The organism is Pseudomonas asturiensis, assembly GCF_900143095.1.
Classification (GTDB): domain Bacteria; phylum Pseudomonadota; class Gammaproteobacteria; order Pseudomonadales; family Pseudomonadaceae; genus Aquipseudomonas; species Aquipseudomonas asturiensis.
Genome location: NZ_FRDA01000003.1, coordinates 17831 through 40581 on the forward strand (window position 1 = coordinate 17831; position 22751 = coordinate 40581).

Sequence of the window (22751 nt, forward strand, 5' to 3'; positions counted from 1 at the left end):
GTTCCCTGCAGGCTAACGGGTGTGTTCTTCGCGAGCCTTGCGTGCTCGCGCTAACGCGACATGGCGCGCAGCGGTTCAGGCTGGATTCGTGCTTCGGGAGGCAACCCGACCGGTTCGGAACGCCGGCGCGGCAGCTCGACGACAAACTCGGTGATCGGACGGCCCATCAGGACATCGACAATTCGCGCGCTGGCCTTGCCGTCGCCATAAGGATTGGCGGCGTGCGATGCGCTCTGCCAGAGCAGGTCGTCATCGAATAACGCGCTGACGCCCTGAATGATGGCGTCCGGCTCGGTGCCGACCAGGCGTACGGTGCCTGCTGCAACGGCTTCCGGGCGTTCGGTCACATCGCGCATCACCAGCACGGGCTTGCCCAGCGATGGGGCTTCTTCCTGCACGCCGCCCGAGTCGGTCAGGATCACATGGGCACGCTGCATCAGGCGCACAAATGACAGGTAGTCCAGCGGCTTGATCAGGTGCACGTTGGACAGATCGCCCAGGTGCTCGGAAACAGGACCCAGCACATTGGGGTTCAGGTGCACGGGGTAGACAATCTGCACATCGTCACGCAGCGCCAGCTCACGCAGGGCTTTGCAGATGTTCAGGAAACCGTCGCCGAAGTTCTCGCGGCGATGACCCGTCACCAGCAACACCTTGCGCTCAGGCACAAGGAACGAGAACTGTCGGTCAAGCGCATGACGCAGTTGGCGATTGCTGTCGATTCTCTGTGCGGTCATCTGCAGTGCATCGATTACCGTATTGCCGGTCACGAAGGACACACCCTGAAGGCGCTCGCCCAGCACGTTGCGACGCGACTCGGCCGTCGGCGTGAACAGGTGATCGGAAATCAGATCGATGCACCGGCGGTTCATCTCTTCCGGCCATGGCTGACGAATGTCGCCCGTGCGCAGACCGGCTTCGACGTGACCAATGGGGATGCGGCGATGAAAAGCTGACATGGCTGCGACCATGGCCGAGGTCGTGTCGCCGTGGATCAGCACTTCGTCAGGCTGCATCTCTTCCAGGATCGGGTCGATGGCGGCGTATAACGCGGCCGTCAGAGAGTTCAGGGTCTGGTCAGGACGCATCACGTCGAGGCTGTAGTCGGCCTTCAGTTCGAACATGTCGAGCACCTGTTGCAGCATGCTCTGGTGCTGTCCGGTGATGCAGATTCGCGAGTCGATACCAGGTTCCGCAGCGAGAGCCCTGACCAAGGGCGCCATCTTGATGGCCTCCGGTCGGGTACCAAAAATGGAAAGAACTTTCATTCTGGCGTGCTGAGTAGCCATTGATTTCCTCCCGCCCGTTAGAGGCGTCGCACAGCAGATGACCTGGGCTGCGAACAGCTCAAGCGATCAGCGATTTATTAAGTTTTTTCGGGCGGGAGAGATCGAAAGAGATGGTTCGATGTTCACTTCAATGTGAAGTAGCAGTAGGCCTTGTTACCCGGATTGGTGTCGATTATTAGCAGATGATATTGATAATGCCAAACTTTTTTATCAGGTTTTTTACAGCTTGAAAGTGGCGGGAACTTTAAATTGATACGCGAGTCAGTAATGGGTTTTGCATCTTTTTTGTTGGCGTTTAGGCCAATGAATGCGGGGGTTTCAGGCGCAGATCATAACGTTTTATGAACTTTTTGCAATACGGTGTTGTATGCCGTTATTGTGGTGTTTCGAGGGGGGGAGGTCGTAAAAAAGCGCAGTGTGTTTATTGACGCCTGAATAATGGCACATCGCTTATCGGGTTATCGGAAAAATGGCGTTTATATAATGACGGTGTAAGCGGGGCCGGACAACAGTCATTATAGGCCGTGCGGTTCAACTTGCTGGATAGCCCTGATCTGCTGTTAGAGGGCGTAGGAAACATGCGAAGTAGAGGCGTTGCGCAGGATTATTAGTTAAGGGCGGCAGTGCGAAGTGACAGATTGAATATCGGCCCTTGCGAACGAAAGGGCCGTGGGTGACTGAAGTCGGTCAGCTGCCCGCTTGCTCAGCGTCAGTCAGCTCGCTGAGTGCAGAGGCGTTGTTCTTGAAGGCGGCGGCGAACACCGCCCGGTTCTTGGCCATGTAGATGCTTGCGTCTTCCGCGTGTTTTTCCGAAATGCCCGGTACGTTCTTGATCAGCACGTCAGTCAGCAGCTCGGCCAGCTCAAGCATCTGATCGTGTGCATCGGCGAGTTTACGGTCCACGAAAGTAGTCTCCAGATCGCGGGTACTGCGGTAAAGGGTTTCAACAGCCATTTTGGCCTCGTCGTCATATCCAGTGTGGAAGGGCTAGACCCGGGCGCTCAGCGATTCACGCTCCGTGCCAGCGGGTGGTGCAACACAGTGATCCTGCCTGGCCGGTGAAAATGGCCATTACTGTATTTTTGTACAGTATCCAGCATAAGCCAATCTACCCCTGCCTGAACAGTGGTGGGCGGATATTTTTCGATCCCCGATGTGCCTTGCGACAACCCGTCGCGCTCTCAACCATAGCCTATGGCCCTGTTCCTGCTTTAAAAAGCATGCCACACAGCGCGTCACACGCATTCAGCACCATCCGATCCGTTGCGGATCGTTATCACGAAGGTTCAGAGGTAGAGAGTCATGGGAAACAAATGGGCAGAAAAAATGCGCCAGCGCGTTCATTCGCAGGCCGAGTCGCTGGGTAATCTCTGCGTGGAAAGCTTTCATTTTCTGGCGCTGTTCGCCATCGGGGCCATTACCGCGTGGGCATCGGTGGTGGCGTTTCTGGGCATGGTCGAGAAGGGTAACGTCACAGTCGATGACATTCTGCTGCTGTTCATCTACCTCGAACTGGGGGCGATGACTGGGATTTATTTCAAGACCAACCATATGCCGGTGCGCTTCCTGATCTACGTGGCGATCACTGCGTTGACGCGTCTGCTGATTTCGGACGTGTCGCACCATAATCCGCCTGACCTGGGCATCATCTATCTGTGTGGCGGCATCCTGTTACTGGCGTTTGCGATTCTGGTGGTGCGCTATGCGTCGTACAAATATCCGTCGGCCAAGATTCCCGATTCCTCAAGCCCCGTCAAAGGCGCGGTCACGGAAGAGAAGGGCGAAATCTGAATCAGGTGCAAGCGGCATCGGGAGTGATGCCGCTTGATGGGAGGCAACGATCAGTTGATCCAGACGCCGGCATGCCAGTGCCAGCCATCACCTGCGCGTTCCCAGTGCGGATGCACGTAGCGATAGCCGGGGCGTTCCACTTCCCAGTGGCCGTGAACCGGCACGTAGCGTCCGCCGCTCCAGTGCCAGTAGCCGCGTGACCACACGTAGCCTTGGCGTGGGGCGGGTTCCACTTCGATGATTCGTTCAGGTGGCGGTTGTGGCGCGATGACTTCAACGTACTCATGGGGCGGTGGTCGTCGCTCATGGACGATTCGCTCCTCGACACAACCCGATGCTACAACCAGTGATGCAACCAGTATCCCGTAACGTAAGAACATGCTGCCTCCTCGGAAATCATCCGCAGGTCAGGTAGAGCCGTGGGCGTTGCCCGGCGGCTCGAATGTCTTTGCTCAGGGTTGTTGTAACAGGTTGTATCTGTACTGACGCTGAACCCGTTTGCAGCGACTCAGGGCAGCGGGCAAACATCTGAAGGGTCAGGTGAGTCGGTTCAAGACGCTATGCAGGGCGGGAGCGAGGGCAGAGGCATCGCAGGGATGCCTTCTGGTTCAGAGCCCGGCAGCCTGAGGAGGGCGGTTGCGCAGCCAGTCCTGGTTGGACGGCGCAGGAGGCTGTTTCAAGGTTGCACCATCGGTCATGGCGGCGAGAATCTTGATCGCGCTGTCGCCTCGCTCGATGGCGATGCCGAACTGCACGCTTTCGATCAGGCGACGCAGGCGCTCAGGGTCGTTGCGTTGAGCCGCGCTGATCAAACGCTTGGCAACCACGCCGCGCTCGTTGGAAAGCGTCAGCATGATGCTGCCGTCCAGTCCTTGAATACTCAGATTCACCCGATAGTCAGGGTGGAATGTGTCCGTGATCATCTGAAAAGGATTGTCCATATCGTTTACCTGCTCAATGGTTCTGCCTGAATTGACCGAGTGTTGCTCCCTTTGGTTCTCAGCCGCTGATCAGCGGTCATGTTGCCCTGTTGTAGGACGATGCATGGTTCGGGCCACTCCCCGTGAGTGACGCGGTGTATTCGTCGAGGTACTCAAACGATGAACTCGGCCTCTTGCAGGTTTTGCTAGACGAGGCGGGCGTGAGCCTCGCTATTTAATTCGATGGACGGCAGCGCATGGATCATAGGGCTGCGAAAAGCGACCGGGTTTGTGATGACCAAAGATGTGCATCGACCTCGTGCGGTGCGCATTATTGTGCGCAACGTCAGGGTCTTGTGCGCGGTCGGAGTGGATTCGGTGCAAACCACAACAAAGAAGGGCGAACCCTTGCAGGTTCGCCCTTCTGTTTTGTTCGTGCAGCCGTTGCTTGCGTCGAAACTGAATCAGCTCAAACGAGCGGCTTCTTTCTCCTGTTCTTTCTCCAGGAATTCCTCTTCGAGCAATGCGTCCGGGCTGACCGAATCCTCATCCGGCTCGGTCAGAACAGGTGCTGCGCCGCGCTTGCCGCGCAATTTGCCAAATAAGTGCTCAAGGGCGTGCTCGAGTTTTACCGCCGCGCCATCCACCGCCTGATCTACCGTATCGGCCTTGTGGGAAACAGAAATAGGTTGGTGTCCTTTTGGCCGGGCTTCCATCTGGCATTTGATGTCATGCGGGCCGGGCTTGTCGCCGTTTTCATCGCGGATGTGGACTTCTACGCGAGTCAGGTATTCATCGTAATGTTCGAGCGTGCTTTCAACGGTGGTACGAACCCACTCCTCCAGTCGGATACTGCTTTCGATGTGATTATCGCTATTGACCTGGATTTGCATAGTTAATCCTTATTAGGGCTTGCTCGTGTGAGCCTGGACTGCGCGATCGCTCGCGGTTTCGTTTGCGCTCATTCACAGTGTTGGCGGCAATGCCCCAACAATTCAACCCCAATATGGAAGAAATATTTCGCAGTAGAAAAAAACAGGAATGGGTTGAACGAAAATTCCACACTTTGACCCTCCCGATTTCCTACCGACGCGCCTGGGAGGAGATGAAATCGGGATACTGAATGGCAAGGCGTTCCCATGCAGATCACTCATCGTCATACACAAATCCTGCTGCAGCCAACGACCTGTGGGAGGCGGCCTGCCGGCGATGCGTTCTTCGCAGCGACCTATCGGCGACTGAACGGACGTCATCGCCGGCAAGCCGCCTCCCACGGGGTGTGCATGCAGTCAGACCTTTTCGTTTTGGCCCCATTTTGCGCGTCTTCTGGGCTTGGGTGTAACGATGAGCGCAGAGCATGGGAGCGATCAATCACGTCAGGAAAATTGCATCAAAACGCAACCGAGGTCTGCACGTAGACGGTGCGAGGTTCGCCCACGTATTTGCCGCGGTTGTTATCGTCGAATGAGCGAGTGTAGTACTGGCGGTTGAAGATGTTCTTCATGCCCACGGCCACATTCAGGTCGGACAGTTGCGGGCCGAAGTCGTAACCGGCGCGCGTGCTGAACACCATGTAGCCGGGGATGCGTCCGGTGCTGCCGTCTGCGCTTTCGGCGGAGGTGTTGGCGTTGTCGGCAAACTGGTCGCTCTGGAACGAGCTGTCCAGGTTGAGCTTCCATGGCCCGTCGGTGTAGCTGACACCCATCGTGCCTTTGTGCTTCGAGGAGAACGGTACGCGGTTGCCCTTGTTCGGGCCGTCTTCACGAATGGTGGCGTCGACGAAAGCGTAGCTGGCGTACACGTCGTAGCCCGCCAGCACCGGGCTCAGGCCTTCCAGCGCATAGTTGATGCTGGTCTCGATGCCTTGATGGCGCGTCTCGCCGCGAGCGATAACGGTGTCGTTGGTCTGGTTGCTGTCGTACTGGTTGTCGAAGTTGATCAGAAACGCCCCGATCTCGGCGCGCAGGTTGCCGTTGTCATAGCGCGTGCCCAGCTCCCAGGTCCGTGCCTTCTCCGGCTTCACTTCGCCACCGGTCACGCGGTTGGGCATCTGGCTGTATTGCACGCTGCCGAACGAGCCTTCGGTGTTGGCGTACAGGTTCCAGGTGTCGGTCAGGTGGTACAGCACATTCAACGCAGGCAGGGTGGTGGTGTAATCGCCCTGATACTTGACGTTGCTCAGGTTGTTGTTCTGTGCGGTGTCGATCATCTCGTAGCGAATGCCGGGCGTGATGGTCCACTTGCCGATGTCGATGCGGTCATCAACGTAAAACGCGTGGGCTTCGGTCGAGCCACGTGTGTCACGGTCGTTGCGGCTGGCGGTGGTCGGCAGTTGCCCGGTCACCGGCTCGCGGTAGCGCATTTCGTGACCCGCTTCGTTGACGTAGCGATAGCCAACACCCACTTCATGCCAGGTTTCGCCCAGCGCAAAGCCTTGGGAGAAACGCGTTTCCAGACCGCGTACCCAGTATTCGCGAGGCGACAGGGACACGAAGCTGCCCTGATCCAGATAACCGCTGCGCAAGGTCTTGGTGAAGAAGGTGTTGGCGGTGAAGACGCGGGCGTCCTGCTCGTAGCGATAGCCGAAATTGAACAGGGTGCGACGGCCCCAGAACTTGTCCTTGAGGCGGGTCGACTGGTACGGGTCGGCATCGTAATCGGCGACGCTCAGGCCGCCGGGCATTTGGGCTTCGCCCTCATAGTACTGGGCCGTGGCGTTGAGGCTGTTGGCCTCGTCGATCTGGTATTTGCCCTTGAGAATCAAGTCGTCGATCTGGGTGTCGCTGTGCTCGCGCCAGTCGCCGCCGCGCACGCCGGAATACAGAAGTGCGCCACCCAGGCCGTTATCGGCGGTGCCGCCAGCCAGCAGGTTGCCAGTGGTTTTGAAACCGTCATGGCTGGAGGACGGACTGGTTTCGGTCTGGATGCCGCCTTTGAGCGTCGGTTCATCGGGGATGGCGCGGGTCACGAAGTTGACGATGCCGCCGACGTTCTGCGGGCCGTAGCGCACTGCGCCGCCGCCGCGCACGACATCCACGGCGTCCATGTTGCCCATGCTGATGGGCGCGAACGACAACTGCGGCTGACCGTAGGGGGCGAAGGGCACCGGGATGCCATCCATCAAGACCGTGGAGCGCGAGGCCAGGCGTGGGTTCAGGCCGCGAATGCCGAAGTTCAGTGCCATGTCGTGGCTGCCGGTGCCGTTGTTGTCCGGCGCATTGACGCCCGGAATACGGTTGAGCACTTCACGGGCAGAGGTCGCGCCGACCCGCTCGAATTCTTCACGGCGAATCACGTCGCGTGCGCCAGGGTGTTCGAAGACGTTGGTTTGCTGCGCTTCGCCCAGCCAGTCGCCGACGACCGTTGAAACCCCTAGCTCGATCGGGGCGCCTGCCACACTGGCCGACTGCACGGTGAAGCCATTATTGCCATCGGCCACCGCTTGCAGACCGGTGCCTTCGAGCAGGGCATTGATGCCTTGTTCGGCGGTGTACTGACCTTCCAGGCCACGGCTTTTCAGGCCGCTGGTGATCTGTGAGCCATAGGAAATCAGCACGCCTGCTTCCCGCCCGAACTGGTTCAGCGCCGTCTCAAGCTCGCTCGGCGCGATGTGGTAAACCCTGGATGCCACGTCGGCGGCTTGGGCCATCGACAGGCTGCCGACCGAAAGGCTGGCGCCGAAAATGACATGGCGCAGCGTGCGCGCCAGTGGAGACAGTGGGGTAGGGCGGGCTGACATGCAGGAGTCCTTTGACCGGAAGATTGAAGTGCTTTTCCTGTCTGTCACGCGAGGGTCTCGAAACGGCTCACGTCTTTTGAAATATTTTTATGACGCCGTTACGAAGAATCAGGAAAACAGGCCTAAAACGCTGGAGTCGGACTGAAAATGGTTTCAGCCGGTGGAAGCGAGCCTGCTCGCGAATAGATCAGTACATTCCCGTGGGAGCGGACTTGTCCGCGAAGGGGCTCAGCCGAAGTTGTACCTGAACAGCAGCCTTCGTGGACAAACGCAACGCCGCCCGGTCCACTCCTACAAGCTGAGTTTGATCGTGTGAGCAGTCATCCAGGGATAGCTGTGTAGAACGACAAGTGGGATTTAAGCCCGTGCCTGCACGTTCACCCAATACCGGGTAAAGCGCTGCACGCGCACGGGCAGGGCTATTTCGAGCATGTCGAGAATCCGTTCGCTGTCGGCCAGCGGGTAGCTGCCGGAGATCAGCAGGTTGGCAACGTTCGCCTCGCAGTTCAGGCGGCCGCGACGGTAGCGCCCCAGTTCGCCGAGAAAATCACCCAGCTTCATGCGCGATGCCACCAGCATGCCGTCGGCCCAGGCGCCGCTGCTGGCGTCCACGGGGCGTACGCTGTCCCAGGCATTGCGGCTGAACGTCACCTGTTGCTGCGCCTGCACAGTGAGGCGCGAACCTGCGTGATCGGCGGGCGCCAGTTCAACCGCGCCGGCGAACACCGCCAGTTGGGTGCGTCCATTCAACTGACGCAGGTTGAACCGGCTGCTGCCGCTCGCCGATTTCACGCGGCCTTCGGTGGTCAGCAGGTTCAGCGGGCGAGTGTCTGCCGAGGCCGTCATCAGGATTTCGCCTGATAGCAGTTGAATCAGCCGCTGTTGCGTGTCGAACTTCACATCCACGGCGCTGGCCGTGTTCAACTGAATCTGGCTGCCGTCACTCAAGGCCACCTTGCGCTGTTCGCCCACGCCGCTTTTGTAGTCGGCCAGCAAGGGTTGCAACGCGATCTGCTCACGCAGGCTCCAGCCTGCGACCGAGCCTGCACCCAGCAGCAACAGCAATTTGAGCGCATGGCGTCGGCTGCCAGACTTCGGCGCGCCCAACGCAGCGTGCGCGAGGGGCGAGGACAGGCCGCTCAAACGCTGATTGACGCGCTGAATGTGCGCCCACGCCCGTTGATGCTCGGCGTTGCCATTGAGCCAGAGCTGCCAGGCTTTTTGACGGCCTGCATTCAGCCCGCCTTCCTGCATTTCCAGCAACCACCCGACGGCCTGCTGCGCGACCGCAGGCGAAATGTCGGATTTATTCAAGGAGTCGTTGTTCAGGCTCATAAGGCGAAGTAGCAGCGCAGCGCGGCCTTGTTGAGGTGGCGTTTGACCGTGGCGATGGAAATGCCTAGCGCGCGGGCGATTTCGCCGTGGCTCAGGCCGTCGACCTGGGACATCAGGAAGGCGCTTTTGACCGGGGCGGGAAGTCCCTCCAGCAACTGGTCCAGTTCGACCAGCGTTTCGAGAATGATCGCCCGGTCTTCTTCTGACGGTGCCACGCTTTCCGGCAGCTCGGCCAGCGCCTGATAGTAGGCGCGCTCCAGATCCTGGCGTCGGTAGTGGTTGCACAGCACGCGTCGGGCAATGGTGGTCAGGAACGCACGCGGCTCAATGATCGGTTGCGGGTCGCGTGCGCCCAGCACCTTGATGAACGTGTCCTGAGCCAGGTCTGCCGCGCTGTGAGGGCAGCCGAGACGGCGCCGCAACCAGTTCGTCAGCCAGGCGTTATGAGCCCGAAACAGGCCGTCGACAGTGTGATTGAGAGCAGGATGGGTGCTGGGCGTCACGAAGAGCAATCCACGAGGACTCATTGATGGCGTGGATTCTGTCAGACTCTTTTGCGTATGAGAATATTTATCATTAATATTGCGCTTCATTCGTCTGGTTAATGACGAACACAGACTTGTCTGCGACGCCATGCCTGTCGGTATGACCCGCTACCTGCCATTTAATGTCCCGAACGAAGACACTCCGATGGATGCTTCCACAGCCGTAACGACCCCGACTTCTGCCGTGGCCAAGAAGCGAACGCCCAAGGCCAAAGGTGTGACGGTCGCTTACCGACTCGGCGTGACCTCGCGCGCGCTCGCCGCCATCTTTGCCGGTTATCTGCTGGCCTCCATCACCAGCATCTGCATCGCGCAGTGGTTGCCGATTCCCCGCGCCGAGGCCGTGGGAATCGGCATGATGCTGTCGTTCCTCGCCTACCTGGCCGCTGTGCTCTGGTGCTTCGCTTGTCGAACGGCATTGCAGGCCTGGGTCGGTGTGCTGGCACCCTGCGCCGCGCTCGGTGCGGCGTACGCGTGCGGCCGGTGGCTGCTGTGAAAGAGGGCTTCCGTCAGGCGATGGCCTGGTTGCACACCTGGGTCGGGTTGCTGTTCGGCTGGTTGCTGTTCGCGATTTTTCTGACCGGCACGCTTTCGTACTTCAAGGACGAGATCACCCAATGGATGCAGCCGGAAATCCCGGTGCGCACGCTCGATGCCGGCGCCAGTGTGCAGATGGCTCAGAACTACCTGCAAACCCATGCCGCCGGTGCCTCGCGCTGGTTCATCAGCCTGCCTGACGAGCGCACGCCCGGGTTGTCGGTGGGCTGGCTGCCGGAAGGCAAAGCCGGCCAGCGCAATAATTTCGTGCGCAAGCTGCTCGATCCACAGACGGGGGCCGAAGTGCAGGCGCGGGACACCCGGGGCGGGGATTTCTTCTATCGCTTCCACTATCAGTTGCAGATGCCGTATCCGTGGGGCCGCTGGCTGGCGACCATCGCTGCGATGGTGATGTTTGTCGCGTTGGTCACCGGCATCATCATCCACAAAAAAGTCTTCAAGGAGTTCTTCACCTTCCGGCCGCGCAAGGGCCAGCGCTCCTGGCTTGACGGGCATAACGCGCTCGGTGTGCTGGTGCTGCCGTTCCACTTGATGATCACTTACAGCAGCCTGGTGATCTTCATGTCGATGGTCATGCCGGCCAGTATCCTGACTGCCTATGGCACTGTTCAGGCGTACTACAACGAAGCGTTTCCAGCGTCCCGGTCCGCCAGGGCCGAAGGCAATCCTGCGCCGTTGATTGCGCTGGCACCGTTGGTCAAGACGGCCGCCGAGCGTTGGGACAGCGGCCATGTCGGGCGCGTGATCGTCAATAACCCCGGCGATGCAGCCGCCACGGTCCTGCTGACCCGTGACGACAAGGGCAGCATTGTCATGGAGCGTGGCGGGGCGCTGACATTCAGCGGTGTCAGCGGCGAGTTGCAGAGTGAAGTGCCGGAACGGCCGATGGCGTTGCAGGTTTCCGGCGCGATGTATGGCCTGCACGTCGGGCATTTCGCTGAGCCTTTGTTGCGCTGGCTGTACTTCATTTTCGGTATCGCGGGTACTGCCATGATCGGCACGGGACTGGTGATGTGGCTGGGCAAACGTCAGCTCAAGCACGCAAAAAGTGCTGCGCTGCCGCTGGAGCTGAGGCTGGTGGAAGTGCTGAACATCGCCAGCATGTCCGGCTTGATGATCGCGGTGGCTGCATTCTTCTGGGCCAACCGCGTGATGCCGGCAGGATTGGCCGGGCGTGCGGATTGGGAAGTCAGCGTGTTCTTCAGCGTCTGGGGCGTGTCCGTGCTGCATGCGTTGCTGCGTCGCGGTCGCACTGCCTGGCGTGAGCAGCTGTGGCTGGGCGCGTTTCTGTTCACGGCGTTGCCGCTGCTGGACCTGCTAAGCGCAGGTCGCTATCTGCTGGATTCATGGGCTGCGGGCAGTTGGGTACTGACAGCGTTTGACCTGACGGCCTTGGCGACGGGGCTGTTTCTGGGCTGGACGGCCACGAAGTTCACGTCGTCGCCCGCCACCAGGGCGCTACGCCCGGACAGCCTGCCGTTGCAGGCCGGCCCGCAGGAGGCTGGTTGATGCTGCTTGCGGCCTTGTTGTGTTACCTGGGGTTTTCGTCGCTGTGCCTGTCCATGCCACGCCATTACGGCGAACTGTGCAAAGGCCCGCTCTCCGGGCGTCGTCGCCTGACCTTCAAGCTGATCGGCTGGAGCGCGCTGCTCGTCTCGCCCTGGCCTGCTGTGGACGCCGACGGCTGGGACATCGGTCTGGTGCAGTGGTTTGCGGTGTTGATGGCCAGCGCCGTGGTGCTGGTGTCGCTGATACCATTGCGGCCGCGCTGGGTGCTGACTCTGGCCGGTAGCGCGCTTGTGTTCAGCCCGCTGGCGATGCTCGATCAGGTGTTTTAGATCGCCAGCAGGGCCGCGCGGTATTCGCCGGGCGTCGCGCCCATGGCGTGGCGAAACCGATTGCTGAAATGACTGGCGCTGGCAAAACCGCACGCCTGGGCAATGTCGCCAAGCGGGTTGTGGGTGGTGCGCAGTAACTGGCGAGCCCGTTCCAGACGACGTGCCAGCAGATACTGATGAGGCGGCAAACCGAAGCTCTCGCGGAACATGCGGGCGAAATGGTATTCCGACAGCGCACACAATCCTGCCAGTTGGCCCAGGCTCAGGGGATCCGCCAGATGCGTCTCGATGAACTCTGCCAGTTGCCTTCGCAGGTGCGGCGCCAAGCCACCTTTCAGACGCAAACCTTCGCGTTGCCCGACCTGGCTGAGCAGTGCGTGGTCGATCATGTCATGGGCCAGGCTGCTGGTCAGCAGACGTTCGCCCGGTTCGGCCCAGTTGAGGCGGATCAGTTGCTGGAAACGCTGCGCCTGCGCCGGATCGTCCAGAAAGGTGTCTTCACGCAGCTGCATTTCCCGAGGCTCGCGGTCCAGTAGCGTGACGCAACTCAACGCGAACTGCTCCGCGCTGAAATACAGATGCGCCAGGCGAATCTCGCCGTTCACGATCCACGCCGATTCGTGTCCGGCAGGCAACACACAGAGTTTGCCGGGAGAACCTTTCTGGTCCGGCCGATCACGCCGAAACGTGCCGGTGCCGTCTTCGATGTAGCACGACAGCGTGTGGTGGGTCGGGGCGTGATACTCCTGGGAGTCATGCCGATTGCTCCACAGCGCTGCCACCAAACCGTCGCCCAGCGTTGCGCTCTGCTCAAGGCAGGAGTGGGGCGAGCTGTTCAGGGCCTGGAAGACCTGAATGGATTCGATGGTGGGCATGGCGTTTCCTCTATGCCGCTCATCGTACCTGCGAGCAGCTCGCCTGCCATCACCGTGTCGATCAAATGCGCAAGATTATGCAAACGCCTGCGGCGAGGCGCGCAGCAGACTGAGGGCTCATCAAGGAGCCTGCGTCATGAACCTATCGCTTTATCTGCTGACCGTGCTGATCTGGGGCACGACCTGGATCGCGCTGAAACTCCAGCTGGGCGAGGTCGCCATTCCCGTGTCGATTGTCTATCGCTTCGCACTGGCTGCGCTGGTGCTGTTTGCGATTCTGCTGATCACCCGAAGGCTGCAACCGGTCAACCGTCGTGGCCAGCTGATTTGTCTGGCGCAGGGCGTCTGTCTGTTCTGCGTCAATTTCATGTGCTTTTTGACCGCGAGTCAGTGGATCCCCAGCGGTCTGATCGCCGTCGTCTTTTCGACCGCGACGTTATGGAACGCGCTGAACGCGCGGCTGTTCTTTCGCCAGAAAGTCGCCAGCAATGTGTTGGCTGGCGGTGCCTTGGGGTTGTTGGGGCTGGCCTGCCTGTTCTGGCCTGAAATGTCGGGGCATGGCGCCAGTCATCAAACCCTGATCGGTCTGGGATTGGCGCTGCTGGGCACGCTGTGTTTTTCGGCGGGTAACATGCTGTCGAGCATGCAGCAGAAGGCCGGTCTGCGTCCGTTGACCACCAATGCCTGGGGCATGTTCTATGGCGCGACGATTCTGTGTGCGTATTGCCTGCTCAGCGGGACGCCGTTCACGGTTGAGTGGAATGGCCGCTACATCGGCTCGCTGCTGTATCTGGTCATCCCCGGCTCGGTGATTGGCTTTACCGCCTACCTGACACTGGTCGGGCGCATGGGGCCAGAGCGCGCCGCGTACTGCACGGTACTGTTCCCGGTGGTGGCGCTGAACATTTCGGCGTGGGTCGAGGGCTATCAGTGGACACCGGTGGCGCTGATCGGGCTGGTGCTGGTGATGGTGGGCAATGTGCTTGTGTTCAGGAAGGCCAAGCCGGTGGTCGTGCCGGTGGGCGGGAAACTGGCCTGAGGCTAACGCGGGTACAGCGCGGTCGTGTAGCCGATAAAACTGTGGGAGGCGGCTTGCCGGCGACAGCGCAAGACCTGTCACTGACACGTCGCCTGACACTCCGCATCGCCGGCAAGCCGCCTCCCACGTTCAAACACAGCGTTCCTTTGAGCTGCGGGCCTGACCGATTTCTCTCAACCTTTCCACACCTGCGGATTGACCAGATCCTGCGGGCGTTCACCCAGCAGTGCGCTGCGCAGGTTGTGGTAGGCGCGGTCCGCCATGGCCTGGCGGGTTTCGGTGGTGGCCGAGCCGATGTGGGGCAGGGTGACAGCGTTCTTGAGCTGAAACAGTGGGGATTCGCTCAGCGGTTCCTTCTCATAGACATCGAGTCCGGCGCCGCGAATAGTGCCGTTCTGCAGGGCTTCGATCAGCGCCGGTTCGTCGACGATCGGGCCACGGGCGATGTTGACCAGGATGGCACTCGGTTTCATCAGGCTCAGTTCTCGGCGCGAGATCAGGTGGCGGGTCTTGTCGCTCAACGGCACCACCAGACACACGAAATCGGACTCGGCCAGCAGTTGGTCCAGGCTGCGGAATTGCGCGCCCAGTTCCTGCTCCAGTTGGGTCTTGCGGCTGTTGCCGCTGTACAGGATCGGCATGTTGAAGCCCAGTCGGCCACGACGCGCAATCGCCGCGCCGATGTTGCCCATGCCGACGATGCCCAGCGTCTTGCCATGCACATCGGTGCCGAAATGCGGTGCTTCGATGCTGCGTGTCCACTGACCCGCCTTGGTCCAGGCATCCAGCTCGGCCACGCGGCGCGCGCTGCTCATGATCAACGAGAAACCCAGGTCAGCAGTGCTTTCAGTCAGCACGTCCGGCGTGTTGGTCAGCATGATGCCGCGCTCGCTCAGGTAGCCGACATCGTAGTTGTCGTAACCCACGGAAATGCTCGACACCACTTCCAGGCGGCTGGCGTTCGCCAATTGCTCACGGCCCAGCTTGCGACCCGCACCGATCATCCCGTGGGATTCGGGCAGGGCCTCTTCGAACTGGGCATTGAGGTCGCCCAGCTTGGGGTTGGGCACGACGACGTTGAAGTCCTGCGACAGGCGTTCAGCCATTTCAGGGGAAACACGGCTGAAGGCGAGTACGGTTTTTTTCATTGGGCAGTCACTCTTGAGCGGGTTGAATGAGTAGCACGCTAACATTCCTGCCCGCTCTTTGGCAGCCGGTTTTTGCCGTTGTACGACGTCAGGACATGCTTTTCAGCGCCTGTACGTGCAGGTCTGCTTCATCTGCCGCCAGAATCTCCGGCAGTGAACCACGCAGGTATTCGACCCAGGTCTTGATCTTGGCATCCAGGTATTGGCGCGAAGGGTAGATGGCGTACAGGTTCAGTTCCTGGGAACGGTAGTCGGACATGATCCGCACCAGCGTGCCGTTGCGCAGCCCTTCGATGGCTGAGTAGATCGGCAGGATGCCGACACCCATGCCGCTGGAAATAGCCGTCTTCATCGCGTCCGCCGAATTGACCAGCAGCGGTGAGGTGGTAATCGTGACCATCTCCTGGCCTTGCGGACCGTCGAACAGCCATTTTTCCAGCGGAAACACCGGGCTCACCAGGCGCAGGCAGGCGTGATTCAAAAGGTCTGCGGGCTTGTGCGCGGTGCCGAAGGTCTTGATGTACTCCGGCGACGCACACACGATGCTGTAGGTGATGCCCAGCCGCTGGGACACGAAGCCCGAGTCCGGCAGCTCGCTGGCCAGCACGATCGACACGTCGTAGCCGTCCTCCAGCAGATCCGGCACGCGGCTGGTCATTGTCAGGTCGAACGACACGTCCGGGTGGCTGCGGCGATAACGGGCAATGGCATCGATCACGTAGTGCTGACCGACACCCGGCATCGAATGCATCTTGAGCTGACCGGCCGGCCGCGCATGCGCGTCGCTGGCTTCGGCTTCGGCTTCTTCGACAGACATCAGGATCTGCTCGCAGCGCAGCAGGTAGCGCTTGCCTGCTTCGGTCAGGGCGATGCGGCGTGTGGTGCGGTTGAGCAGGCGGGTCTGCAAGTGCGCCTCAAGGTTGGAGACGGCACGCGATACGTTGGCCGTGGTGGTGTCGAGCAAGGCTGCTGCCGCAGTAAAACTGCCCGCTTGCGCCACGCAACTGAAGGCGCGCATGTTTTGCAGGGTGTCCATGAATGTTTCTCTGAATAGATAACAAATTGTGACATGAAGTAACGGACGCGTGTCAGCCATACCAACGGATTATCACCGTTTCGGTAATAAAGATTCACATATCTTCCCGCTTATCGCCATGTCGAGCGCCGCCTAGAATCGCCGCCATTCAAGGCGTTTCATCACCGGTCGGGAACTCGCAGCTGTGCCGCGTCGCATCATCAGAGGGCATAAGCCCCTCGGTCTTCTGGCTTTATCGTTGGTTATCAGTGGCTGCATTGCAACCGGTGGAATCGAACCCAGGGGCAGCGTGTTGTCCGCTGACAGCCTGGCCACCGACAGCGCCATTCAGAACGCCGCACTCGATGCGCACTGGCCCAGGGCACAATGGTGGCGTGTCTACAACGATCCGCAATTGAACCGCTGGATCGAGCTGGCCGTTCTGGGCAGTCCAAGCCTTGCCATGGCGGCAGCGCGCGTGCGGGAGGCCAAAGCGATGGCGGGAATGGCCGAATCCGCCGAATCGTTGCAGGTGCAAGGCACGGCAAACCTGGCGCGTCACGACTGGCCGAGCGATCAGTTTTATGGCCCCGGCGCGCTCGCCGATCGTCACACCTGGGACAACAATGCGTCGCTGGGCATGCGTTACGCGCTGGACCTGTGGGGCCGCGAGCGCAGCGTCAGTGAACAGGCCCTTGACCTGGCGCACATGAGCGCCGCCGAACAGCGACAGGCGCAGCTTGAGCTGCAGGAAAACATCGTTCGCGCCTACATCCAGTTCTCCCTGAACTTCGCCCGTATCGAGATCGCCAAGGCCTCGCTGGCCCAGCAACAGCAGATGCTGGAGCTGGCGCAACGTCGGCTCAAGGGTGGCCTGGGCACCCACTTCGAGGTCAGCCAGGCCCAGGCTCCGTTGCCGGAGATCCATCGACAGATCGATGAACTCGAAGAGGCCATTGCTTTGGGGCGTAACCAGCTGGCGGCGCTGGCAGGCAGGGGACCGGGCGAGGGCTCGACCCTGCAGCGTCCCCGTCTGGCATTGAACAGCGAACTGAAACTGCCTTCGGCATTGCCTGCGCAACTGCTCGGCCAGCGGCCTGATGTGGTCGCCAGTCAGTGGCGTGTGGCCGCTCAGGCGCAAGGCCTCAATGTGGCACACGCCAGTTTCTATCCGAACGTCGATCTGGTTGCCAGCCTCGGTTACATGGCCACGGGGGGCGGCATGCTGGCGTTTCTGACCGGCAGCAAACTCAGCTACAAGGCAGGCCCTGCGCTTACCTTGCCGATCTTCGATGGAGGGCGTTTGCGCGCTGAACTGGGGCGCGCTTCGGCCGGTTATGACCTGGCGGTTGCGCACTACAACCAGACTCTGGTGATGGCGCTCACGAGTGTCTCCGACCAGTTGATTCGTCGTGCCTCTCTCGACAAGCAACAGGTGTACGCCGCCGAGTCGGTGGCGTCGGCACGCAAGACCTATGACATTGCCCTGATCGCTTACCAGCGCGGGCTGACTGATTACCTGAACGTGCTCAACGCCCAGACCCTGCTGTTTCGTCAGCAGCAGGTGCAACAGCAGGTCGAGGCGGCGCGCCTGACCGCGTATGCCGGGTTGGTGGTGGCGCTGGGTGGCGGCTTGTCGGCGGGCGACGATGTGCCCGCTGCGCTTGCGAACGTCGATAAGCAGGTCGGCCACTGAGATGATCACGCTCGCCCATCGTTTCATCGCCTTGCCCTGGCGCCGCGAACTCAACAGCTGGGCGCGCAGTGACGGGGTCACGTGGATCTACATCGGCAAGGTGTTGATCGCGGCGTTTCTGACGTACTGGCTGGCGCTGCGTCTGGAGCTGCCGCAGCCGCGCACGGCACTGATCACGGTGTTCATCGTCATGCAGCCGCAGAGCGGGCAGGTGTTCGCCAAGAGCTTTTATCGCCTGCTGGGCACGCTGGCGGGGTCGGCGATGATGGTGCTGCTGATGGCGCTGTTCGCCCAGAATTCGGTGCCGTTTCTCGGTTGTCTGGCGTTGTGGGTCGGGTTGTGTTCGGCAGGCGCGGCGCGTTATCGCAACTTTCGTGCGTATGGTTTTGTGCTGGCCGGCTACACCGCTGCGATGGTCGGTTTGCCAGCGCTGGCGCATCCACAAGGCGCATTCATGGCAGCGGTGTGGCGCGTGCTGGAAATCTCGTTGGGCATTCTGTGTGCCACGGCGGTCAGTGCGGTGCTGCTGCCGCAGAGTTCCAGCGCGGCCATGCGCAATGCGTTGTATCTGCGTTTTGGCAGGTTTGCCCGTTTCGTGATCGATGGCCTGCCGGGTGATCAGGCGCGAGCGGTTTTCGAGGCTGGCAACGTGCGATTCGTCGCAGAAGCCATCGGCCTGGAGGGGTTGCGCAGCGTCACGGTGTTCGAAGACCCGCACATGCGGCGGCGTAATGGCCGGCTCAATCGTCTGAACAGCGAATTCATGGCTGTCACCACGCGTTTCAATGCGCTGCATCAGTTGCTCGACAGGCTGCGCATCGAACGCTCGAACACGGTGTTGAATCATGTCCAGCCAGGTCTTGATCAATTGACCTCGTTGCTCGACGCGTTCGCCGACAGGGCCTTGACCAGCCCCGATGCAATGCGGCTGGCGACACAGCTGCAAGCACTCAAAACGAATTGGCCCCACACGGTGAGATGCCTGCGTGCGGGGTTCGAAAGCGCTGACCCGAACGATGCCCAGTGGCTGGATTTTCACACCGCGTTCGAGTTGCTGTATCGCCTGCTGGACGAGATGCTCAGTTACGCCCAGACGCACGCGTCGCTGGCCGATCACCACCATGTGCGTGAGCAGTGGAATGAGTCGTTCGAGTCACGCACGCACTGGCTGACGGCGGTTGCGGCCGGCGTCCGTGCGGCAAGCGTGGTCGCACTGCTGAGCGCTTACTGGGTGCTGACGGCCTGGCCCAGCGGGGCCGTCATGACGCTGGCCTCGGCCGCGGCGGTTGCGCTGTCTTCCACCACCCACAACCCCAAACGCCTGTCGTTTCAGATGGCCAGCGGTACGTTGCTCGGTGCGCTGTTGGGGTTTGTCGAAACGTTTTTCCTGTTCCCGCAGGTCGATGGCTTTGTTCTGCTGTGCTGCTTGCTGGCACCGGTCTTCGTGCTGGGCGCCTTTCTCGGTTCGCGGCCGCAATGGACGGGGTACGGTCTGGGCTTGCTGATTTTTTTCAGCATCGGTTCGGTGCCGGACAACCTGACGGTCTATGACCCTTACGCCTTTATCAACGACTACATTGCCATGGTGATCGGCATGCTGTTCTGTGCCGCAGCGGGCGCAATCATTCTGCCGCCCAACAGTCGCTGGATGTGGCAACGACTGGAGCAGGCGCTGCGTGATCAGGTGGTGTTCGCGATCAGCGCGCCTGTGCAACGGCTGGGTTCGCGTTTCGAAAGCCAGACCCGCGACCTCATGCATCAGGCATACGGTCTGGCGATCGGTCGGCCTGAGGTGCAGCGCGAACTGTTGCGCTGGATGTTCGTGGTGCTGGAGATCGGCCACGCAATCATCGAACTGCGCCGCGAGCAGGCGACGCTGCCCGTGCATCCCGATTACGCGGCGTATCAACCCTGGCGCATCGCGCTGCGGGTCATGGGGCGCGCGTTGGTCCGCCTGTTCATTCAACCCGACGAGACCAACCTGCAGCGCTGTCTGCTGGCAGTCGATGAGGCGCTCAACCGGGTTCAAGAGGCGGACGAGCCGTTTGCCTCGCACTTTGATACATCAGTGCTGCGCCGAGTGAAGAGCTACCTGCATTTTATCCGCACCTCTTTGCTGGATCCTCAGTCACCCTTGGCCGCGTATGGCCGGATACCTCGTGCTTCGGGAGTGGCCCATGCCGCGTGAGATTGCCTTTCACGGCCTGTACCTGCCGACCGTGACCCTGATTTTTCTGGTGGCGATGGTTCTGGCCTGGGCATTGGATCGTCTGTTGGCGGCGCTGGACCTGTATCGCCATGTCTGGCATCCGGCGCTGCTGCGCCTGAGCCTGTTCGTCTGTCTGTTTGGCGCGTTGGCGCTGCCTCTTTATCGTTGATGCCTGGCATGGAAAATCTCTGGATGAAAAAGTTTTTCAGCGTGATCGCCACGTTGCTGTTTCTGGCGCTGGCCCTGTGGATCGGGCGAACACTGTGGGTCCATTACATGGACACACCCTGGACCCGCGACGGGCGGGTGCGTGCTGACATCATCAATGTGGCGGCAGACGTGTCCGGCACCGTGATCGACGTACCTGTGCATGACAACCAGCAGGTCAAACGCGGAGACCTGTTGATGCAGATCGATCCTGAGCATTACCGGATCGCTGTCAAGCAGGCGCAGGCGCTGCTGGCCTCACGCAAGGCCACCTGGGAGATGCGCAAGCTCAACGCCAAACGCCGCGCCGACCTGGACGAGCTGGTGATTTCGGCGGAAAACCGCGACGACGCGAGCACCATCGCGACTTCTGCGCTGGCCGATTACCAACTGGCTCAGGCACAACTGGAGGCAGCAGAACTGAACCTGTCGCGCACCCGTGTGCTGGCGTCCGTGGATGGCTATGTCACTAACCTGAATGTGCATCGAGGCGACTACGCGCGAATGGGCGAAGCGAAGATGGCGGTGGTGGATATGCATTCGTTCTGGGTGTATGGCTTCTTCGAAGAAACCAAACTGCCGCACCTGAACGTGGGGGATGCGGCAGACATGCAACTGATGAGCGGCGAGGTCATTCAGGGCCATGTCGAAAGCATTGCTCGCGGCATCTACGACCGCGATAACCCGCAGAGCCGCGAGCTGGTTGCCGACGTCAATCCGACCTTCAATTGGGTCCGCCTGGCCCAGCGCGTGCCGGTGCGCATTTATCTGGACCGCGTGCCGGAAGGCGTGTTGCTGTCAGCGGGGATGACCTGCACGGTGATTGTGACGCCGGGTTGATCACTCCCCACGGTTTGCGCATTGTAGGAGCGGACTTGTCCGCGAATGCAGCAGTTTGGCGATTGCATCTCTGGTGGATGTACCGGCCTCTTCGCGGACAAGTCCGCTCCCACGGGCACGCGCTCAGTCAGACGCTTTAGCTTTGGCCCGTTTTGCGCCTTTTCAGGACCTGTGTGTCACGGGATGCCTGCACATGCGGCGTACTCAGCGCTATACGCAAGTCGTGCTGTAATCAACCGACTGTGGGATACGGCTTGCCGGCGATGCTTTTTCTGAAGCGACCTATCGGCGACTTAACTGACGCCATCGCCGGCAAGCCGCCTCCCACGGGTACGCACTCAGTCAGACGCTTTAGCTTTGGCCCGTTTTGCGCCTTTTCAGGACCTGTGTGTCACGGGATGCCTGCACAGGCGGCGTACTCAGCGCTATACGCAAGTCGTGCTGTAATCAACCGACTGTGGGATACGGCTTGCCGGCGATGCTTTTTCTGAAGCGACCTATCGGTGACTGAACTGACGCCATCGCCGGCAAGCCACCTCCCACGGGTACGCATTCAGTCAGACGCTTTAGCTTTGGCCCGTTTTGCGCCTTTTCAGGGCCTGTGTGTCACGGGATGCCTGCGCTTGCGGAGTACTCAGCGCTATACGCAAGTCGTGCTGTAATCAACGGACTGTGGGAGGCGGCTTGCCGGCGATGCTTTTTCTGAAGCGACCTATCGGTGACTGAACTGACGCCATCGCCGGCAAGCCGCCTCCCACGGGTACGCATTGAGTCAGGCACTTTCATTTTGGCCCCGTTCTACGCGTCCGCTGGACTTGTGTATTAACGCTGAGCGCGGAGAGTGGGCACGATCATGGATGCCAAGAGATCCCGATCACAGCGAAGCATTCAATCCGAACCGCTTGCGCAGTCCACCTTCCAACAGGCCCTTGGGCAGCAGCCATGACATCAGTGGCAACACCCGCGAGCCGTTACCCAGGCGCAGCAGGCGCGGCGGGTTGGTTTGTTGGGCGGCCTTGAGCAGGTCACGGGCGAAATCGGTGGCGGGTGTGGGGTTGTCCTGCGAGGCCCTGGCGCGCGCACGGATGCCTTCGCGGATCGGCCACCAGGGCGACTGTTCGCTGATCAACTGCTCGGCTTCGTGGCTGGCGTTCTTCGCAAAGCTCGACGCAATGGCCCCCGGCTGGACTTCCATGACCTGGACTCCGAAAGGTGCCAGCTCCAGACGCAGCGCATCGCTCAGGGCATGCACGGCCGCCTTCGACGCGCAGTATGCGCCCGCAAACGGTGTGACCAGCACGCCAGACACACTGCCGATATTGACCACCAGTCCCTTGTTGCGACGCAGCGCCGGGAACAGTGCCCGAGTGACGCCGACCACTGAAAACACATTGGTTTCGAACTGCCGCTGCAGCGCGTCCACGCCGCCATCCAGCAGCGGCCCCATTGCACCGTAACCGGCGTTATTGATCAGCACATCGAGCCCGCTGTGTTCCAGCCCGGCAGCGAGCTGCTCCAGAGCCATGCGGTCGTTGACGTCCAGTTGCACGGCGATGAAACCTGCCGCACTGAGAGTGGCGACGTCTTCCTGTTTACGCGCGGTAGCCCAGACCTCGTAGCCGGTTGCCTTGAAGGCGTCGGCGAGCGCGCGGCCTATTCCGCTGGAACAACCTGTGATGAGAGCGATGGGCATGTCGATGTCCTTGT

The 22751-nt window shown here is 60.6% G+C and carries 21 protein-coding genes; 9 read left to right on the forward strand and 12 right to left on the reverse strand.

The features are described 5' to 3' along the window. Positions 1–50: 50 nt before the first annotated feature. On the reverse strand, positions 51–1289 hold the full coding sequence (wecB, locus tag BUB69_RS05765) for a non-hydrolyzing UDP-N-acetylglucosamine 2-epimerase (RefSeq protein ID WP_073163312.1): 1239 nt from the start codon (positions 1287–1289) through the stop codon (positions 51–53). A 687-nt stretch (positions 1290–1976) separates the two neighbouring features. After that, the gene (locus BUB69_RS05770; RefSeq protein ID WP_073163314.1) at positions 1977–2243 is read right to left on the reverse strand and encodes a YebG family protein; all 267 of its coding nucleotides are present in this window, start codon (positions 2241–2243) and stop codon (positions 1977–1979) included. A 348-nt stretch (positions 2244–2591) separates the two neighbouring features. On the opposite strand from BUB69_RS05770, the gene BUB69_RS05775 reads away from it, so the two are divergent. Continuing rightward, positions 2592–3080: a phosphate-starvation-inducible protein PsiE gene (locus BUB69_RS05775; protein WP_073163317.1), complete on the forward strand. Its 489-nt coding sequence runs from the start codon at positions 2592–2594 to the stop codon at positions 3078–3080. 50 nt (positions 3081–3130) lie between these two features. Here BUB69_RS05775 and BUB69_RS05780 read toward each other — a convergent pair whose 3' ends face one another. From BUB69_RS05780 to BUB69_RS05805, 6 genes are all read right to left on the reverse strand, one after another. Then, on the reverse strand, positions 3131–3460 hold the full coding sequence (locus tag BUB69_RS05780; RefSeq protein WP_073163319.1) for a YXWGXW repeat-containing protein: 330 nt from the start codon (positions 3458–3460) through the stop codon (positions 3131–3133). A gap of 228 nt (positions 3461–3688) precedes the next feature. Further along, the gene (locus tag BUB69_RS05785) at positions 3689–4021 is read right to left on the reverse strand and encodes a DUF3509 domain-containing protein (protein WP_073163322.1); all 333 of its coding nucleotides are present in this window, start codon (positions 4019–4021) and stop codon (positions 3689–3691) included. 443 nt (positions 4022–4464) lie between these two features. Then, positions 4465–4893, reverse strand: coding sequence for an HPF/RaiA family ribosome-associated protein (locus tag BUB69_RS05790; RefSeq protein WP_073163324.1), 429 nt, complete (start codon positions 4891–4893; stop codon positions 4465–4467). A gap of 497 nt (positions 4894–5390) precedes the next feature. Then, complete coding sequence (gene fecA / locus BUB69_RS05795; protein ID WP_073163326.1) at positions 5391–7739, reverse strand: TonB-dependent Fe(3+) dicitrate receptor FecA; 2349 nt, start codon at positions 7737–7739, stop codon at positions 5391–5393. A 357-nt stretch (positions 7740–8096) separates the two neighbouring features. Next, entirely contained in the window at positions 8097–9074 is a 978-nt protein-coding gene (locus BUB69_RS05800) for a FecR domain-containing protein (protein ID WP_073163329.1), read from the reverse strand. Next, the gene (locus BUB69_RS05805; RefSeq protein WP_073163331.1) at positions 9071–9601 is read right to left on the reverse strand and encodes a sigma-70 family RNA polymerase sigma factor; all 531 of its coding nucleotides are present in this window, start codon (positions 9599–9601) and stop codon (positions 9071–9073) included. The genes BUB69_RS05800 and BUB69_RS05805 overlap by 4 nt, the downstream gene beginning before the upstream one ends. A gap of 163 nt (positions 9602–9764) precedes the next feature. Here BUB69_RS05805 and BUB69_RS05810 point away from each other — a divergent pair, with 163 nt between their 5' ends. The 3 genes from BUB69_RS05810 to BUB69_RS05820 are packed head-to-tail and all read left to right on the forward strand — an operon-like array spanning position 9765 to position 12015. Then, positions 9765–10115 (forward strand): DUF3649 domain-containing protein, encoded by a 351-nt coding sequence (locus tag BUB69_RS05810; protein ID WP_073164308.1) that lies wholly within the window; start codon positions 9765–9767, stop codon positions 10113–10115. Between the two features lie 20 nt (positions 10116–10135). Continuing rightward, a complete protein-coding gene (locus BUB69_RS05815) occupies positions 10136–11686 on the forward strand; it encodes a PepSY-associated TM helix domain-containing protein (RefSeq protein WP_163032074.1) in 1551 nt (516 codons plus the stop codon). Beyond that, positions 11686–12015 carry a DUF3325 domain-containing protein gene (locus BUB69_RS05820; RefSeq protein ID WP_073163336.1) on the forward strand — a complete coding sequence of 110 codons (330 nt, stop codon included), beginning with the start codon at positions 11686–11688 and terminating at the stop codon, positions 12013–12015. The genes BUB69_RS05815 and BUB69_RS05820 overlap by 1 nt, the downstream gene beginning before the upstream one ends. On the opposite strand, the gene BUB69_RS05825 is transcribed toward BUB69_RS05820, so the two are convergent. Beyond that, entirely contained in the window at positions 12012–12890 is an 879-nt protein-coding gene (locus BUB69_RS05825; RefSeq protein ID WP_073163338.1) for an AraC family transcriptional regulator, read from the reverse strand. The two genes, BUB69_RS05820 and BUB69_RS05825, sit on opposite strands and share 4 nt — an antisense overlap. A 136-nt stretch (positions 12891–13026) precedes the next feature. On the opposite strand from BUB69_RS05825, the gene BUB69_RS05830 reads away from it, so the two are divergent. Then, the gene (locus BUB69_RS05830; protein WP_073163340.1) at positions 13027–13929 is read left to right on the forward strand and encodes a DMT family transporter; all 903 of its coding nucleotides are present in this window, start codon (positions 13027–13029) and stop codon (positions 13927–13929) included. A gap of 173 nt (positions 13930–14102) precedes the next feature. Here the strand turns inward: BUB69_RS05830 and BUB69_RS05835 are convergent, their stop codons facing one another. Together BUB69_RS05835 and BUB69_RS05840 are read right to left on the reverse strand one after the other, a co-directional pair. Further along, a complete protein-coding gene (locus tag BUB69_RS05835) occupies positions 14103–15077 on the reverse strand; it encodes a 2-hydroxyacid dehydrogenase (protein WP_073163343.1) in 975 nt (324 codons plus the stop codon). 88 nt (positions 15078–15165) lie between these two features. Then, complete coding sequence (locus BUB69_RS05840; RefSeq protein ID WP_073163345.1) at positions 15166–16113, reverse strand: LysR family transcriptional regulator; 948 nt, start codon at positions 16111–16113, stop codon at positions 15166–15168. 184 nt (positions 16114–16297) lie between these two features. On the opposite strand from BUB69_RS05840, the gene BUB69_RS05845 reads away from it, so the two are divergent. From BUB69_RS05845 to BUB69_RS05860, 4 genes are read left to right on the forward strand one after another with little or no spacing between them, the layout of a single operon-like run. Beyond that, positions 16298–17788, forward strand: coding sequence for an efflux transporter outer membrane subunit (locus BUB69_RS05845; RefSeq protein ID WP_073163347.1), 1491 nt, complete (start codon positions 16298–16300; stop codon positions 17786–17788). A gap of 1 nt (position 17789) precedes the next feature. Continuing rightward, positions 17790–19976, forward strand: coding sequence for an FUSC family protein (locus tag BUB69_RS05850; protein WP_073163349.1), 2187 nt, complete (start codon positions 17790–17792; stop codon positions 19974–19976). After that, positions 19966–20166, forward strand: coding sequence for a DUF1656 domain-containing protein (locus tag BUB69_RS05855; RefSeq protein WP_073163351.1), 201 nt, complete (start codon positions 19966–19968; stop codon positions 20164–20166). Before BUB69_RS05850 ends, BUB69_RS05855 begins: the two co-directional genes overlap by 11 nt. A gap of 23 nt (positions 20167–20189) precedes the next feature. After that, positions 20190–21044: an efflux RND transporter periplasmic adaptor subunit gene (locus BUB69_RS05860; RefSeq protein ID WP_073163353.1), complete on the forward strand. Its 855-nt coding sequence runs from the start codon at positions 20190–20192 to the stop codon at positions 21042–21044. A gap of 874 nt (positions 21045–21918) precedes the next feature. Here the strand turns inward: BUB69_RS05860 and BUB69_RS05865 are convergent. After that, entirely contained in the window at positions 21919–22737 is an 819-nt protein-coding gene (locus BUB69_RS05865; RefSeq protein WP_073163355.1) for an SDR family oxidoreductase, read from the reverse strand. Between the last annotated feature and the right edge of the window lie 14 nt (positions 22738–22751).

Coding starts and splice junctions, on each gene's coding strand:
- wecB (WP_073163312.1), bottom strand. CDS start 1,289: ATGGCTACTCAGCACGCCAGAATGAAAGTTCTTTCCATTTTTGGTACC.
- BUB69_RS05770 (WP_073163314.1), bottom strand. CDS start 2,243: ATGGCTGTTGAAACCCTTTACCGCAGTACCCGCGATCTGGAGACTACT.
- BUB69_RS05775 (WP_073163317.1), top strand. CDS start 2,592: ATGGGAAACAAATGGGCAGAAAAAATGCGCCAGCGCGTTCATTCGCAG.
- BUB69_RS05780 (WP_073163319.1), bottom strand. CDS start 3,460: ATGTTCTTACGTTACGGGATACTGGTTGCATCACTGGTTGTAGCATCG.
- BUB69_RS05785 (WP_073163322.1), bottom strand. CDS start 4,021: ATGGACAATCCTTTTCAGATGATCACGGACACATTCCACCCTGACTAT.
- BUB69_RS05790 (WP_073163324.1), bottom strand. CDS start 4,893: ATGCAAATCCAGGTCAATAGCGATAATCACATCGAAAGCAGTATCCGA.
- fecA (WP_073163326.1), bottom strand. CDS start 7,739: ATGTCAGCCCGCCCTACCCCACTGTCTCCACTGGCGCGCACGCTGCGC.
- BUB69_RS05800 (WP_073163329.1), bottom strand. CDS start 9,074: ATGAGCCTGAACAACGACTCCTTGAATAAATCCGACATTTCGCCTGCG.
- BUB69_RS05805 (WP_073163331.1), bottom strand. CDS start 9,601: ATGAGTCCTCGTGGATTGCTCTTCGTGACGCCCAGCACCCATCCTGCT.
- BUB69_RS05810 (WP_073164308.1), top strand. CDS start 9,765: ATGGATGCTTCCACAGCCGTAACGACCCCGACTTCTGCCGTGGCCAAG.
- BUB69_RS05815 (WP_163032074.1), top strand. CDS start 10,136: ATGGCCTGGTTGCACACCTGGGTCGGGTTGCTGTTCGGCTGGTTGCTG.
- BUB69_RS05820 (WP_073163336.1), top strand. CDS start 11,686: ATGCTGCTTGCGGCCTTGTTGTGTTACCTGGGGTTTTCGTCGCTGTGC.
- BUB69_RS05825 (WP_073163338.1), bottom strand. CDS start 12,890: ATGCCCACCATCGAATCCATTCAGGTCTTCCAGGCCCTGAACAGCTCG.
- BUB69_RS05830 (WP_073163340.1), top strand. CDS start 13,027: ATGAACCTATCGCTTTATCTGCTGACCGTGCTGATCTGGGGCACGACC.
- BUB69_RS05835 (WP_073163343.1), bottom strand. CDS start 15,077: ATGAAAAAAACCGTACTCGCCTTCAGCCGTGTTTCCCCTGAAATGGCT.
- BUB69_RS05840 (WP_073163345.1), bottom strand. CDS start 16,113: ATGGACACCCTGCAAAACATGCGCGCCTTCAGTTGCGTGGCGCAAGCG.
- BUB69_RS05850 (WP_073163349.1), top strand. CDS start 17,790: ATGATCACGCTCGCCCATCGTTTCATCGCCTTGCCCTGGCGCCGCGAA.
- BUB69_RS05855 (WP_073163351.1), top strand. CDS start 19,966: ATGCCGCGTGAGATTGCCTTTCACGGCCTGTACCTGCCGACCGTGACC.
- BUB69_RS05860 (WP_073163353.1), top strand. CDS start 20,190: ATGAAAAAGTTTTTCAGCGTGATCGCCACGTTGCTGTTTCTGGCGCTG.
- BUB69_RS05865 (WP_073163355.1), bottom strand. CDS start 22,737: ATGCCCATCGCTCTCATCACAGGTTGTTCCAGCGGAATAGGCCGCGCG.